The organism is Roseisolibacter sp. H3M3-2 (genome assembly GCF_029211165.1).
Classification (GTDB): domain Bacteria; phylum Gemmatimonadota; class Gemmatimonadetes; order Gemmatimonadales; family Gemmatimonadaceae; genus Roseisolibacter.
In genome coordinates this window covers 1-1,854 of sequence record NZ_JARGEK010000596.1, presented here as the reverse complement: position 1 = coordinate 1,854, position 1,854 = coordinate 1, and the positions used below count along the sequence as shown (strand labels likewise).

Here is a 1,854-nt window from a genome sequence, read left to right as displayed (position 1 = left end):
CGGCGCGCGGGGGCCTGCGCCCGCGGGGCGCGGGGCGGGGCCGCGAGCAGGGCCGCGAGCAGGAGCGTGCGACGCAGGCGCATGGGCGGGGGCGAGGGGGGCGCGCGGCGGCGGCCGGTGAGTCGCGGACGCGCCACAGTTCCAACATAGCACGCGTCGCCGACCCGTCCGGGCTGGCCGCGCACCGCCGGAGGCCCGAGATTGACGCCGCGTCTCGACCGCGGGGCGCGCCATCCTTTCGCCACCCGGAGGAGCCGTGTTCAAGAAGTTCGCCGCCGAGGCGCTCGGCCTGAGCGACGTCGGCCTGATCGTGCCGCCCAGGGACTACGACAAGGTCGACGCCGACGACTACCTCTTCCACGAGGACCAGGAGAAGATCCACTTCCTGATCAAGTCGAAGAAGGACGAGTACTGCTTCACCAACCTCGCCCTCGTCCACGTCGACGGCGACTCCGCGGTGTCGACCAAGCGCACGATCAAGCGCTACGACTACGCGTCGCACGCGGTCGGGCAGGTGACCATCGAGACCGCCGGCACGATCGACCTCGACGTCGAGCTGAAGTTCACGATCGGCGACAAGGGCTTCAGCATCGACGTGCGCAAGGACCACCTCGAGGCGCTGAAGGACATCTACAAGGCGCTGCACACGATCGGGAAGCTGCAGCGGCGCGACGCGGTCGGGCGCGAGCACGCGCTGCAGAGCGCGTCGGTGGTCGGCTCGATGCTCAAGCTCAACGCGGCGCAGGACCCGTCGGCGGTGCAGGCGCACTACCGCGCCGTGCTGGAGGCGATGAACGCGGCGGTGCTCGACCAGCACACGCGCCGCGACTTCGGCGAGGTGTTCGAGAAGTACATGCACGCCTGAGCCGGGCGCGGGCCCCCCGGCCCGCGCCGGGGGGCGGCGGGCCCGCCGCCCCCCGCTCGCGCGCCCGGCGCGACTTGGCGCATCGCCGCGCGCGGGCCGATATTGGCGGACCGTCCCCTCCGCCCCGCGCCCGTGACCGACCCGCTCCGCGACCGGCTGCAGTCCGCGCTGGGCGCCGCCTACACGCTCGAGCGCGAGGTCGGCGGCGGCGGCATGGCGCGCGTCTTCGTCGCCACCGACGCGGCGCTCGGCCGGCAGGTGGTCGTGAAGGTGCTCTCGCCGGAGACCGCCGAGGGGATGAGCGCCGAGCGCTTCACGCGCGAGATCCGCCTCGCCGCGGCGCTGCAGGACCCGCACATCGTCCCGGTGCTCGCCGCGGGGCAGACGGCCGACGGGCTCCCGTTCTACACGATGCCGTTCGTGACCGGGGAGTCGCTGCGCGCGCGCATGGAGCGCGGGCCGCTCCCGCTCGACGAGGCGCTGCGCGTGCTGCGCGACGTCGCGGAGGCGCTGGAGTACGCGCACGCGCGCGGCGTCGTGCACCGCGACGTGAAGCCCGAGAACGTCCTGCTGGCGGGGCGCAACGCCGTGGTCGCCGACTTCGGGATCGCGAAGGCGATGCGCGCCGCCCGCGCCGAGACCGGGCCGGTCGCGCTCACGTCGGCCGGCACCTCGCTCGGCACCCCGGCGTACATGGCGCCCGAGCAGGCGGTCGGCGACGACACCGACCACCGCGCCGACCTGTACGCGTGGGGGATGATGGCGTACGAGCTGCTCGACGGCGCGCACCCGTTCGCGGACCGCGCCACGCGGCGGCAGCTCGTCGCGGCGCAGGTCACCGAGATGCCCCCGCCGCTCGACGCGCGGCGGCCGGGGCTCCCCGCCGGCCTCGCCGCGCTCGTCATGGCGTGCCTCGCGAAGGACCCGGCGCACCGACCCGCCGACGCGCCGGCCGTGCTCTCGGCGCTCGCCGCCGCGGTGTCGAACGC

General features: G+C 75.0%; 2 protein-coding genes. Both read left to right on the top strand.

The window, feature by feature from the left end; translation table 11 throughout:
* Positions 1–256: 256 nt before the first annotated feature.
* On the top strand, positions 257–865 hold the full coding sequence (locus PYV61_RS24930) for a PH domain-containing protein (RefSeq protein ID WP_275836585.1): 609 nt from the start codon (positions 257–259) through the stop codon (positions 863–865).
* 132 nt (positions 866–997) lie between these two features.
* On the top strand, positions 998–1,854 hold an 857-nt coding region (locus PYV61_RS24925; RefSeq protein ID WP_275836584.1), incomplete at its 3' end, for a serine/threonine-protein kinase.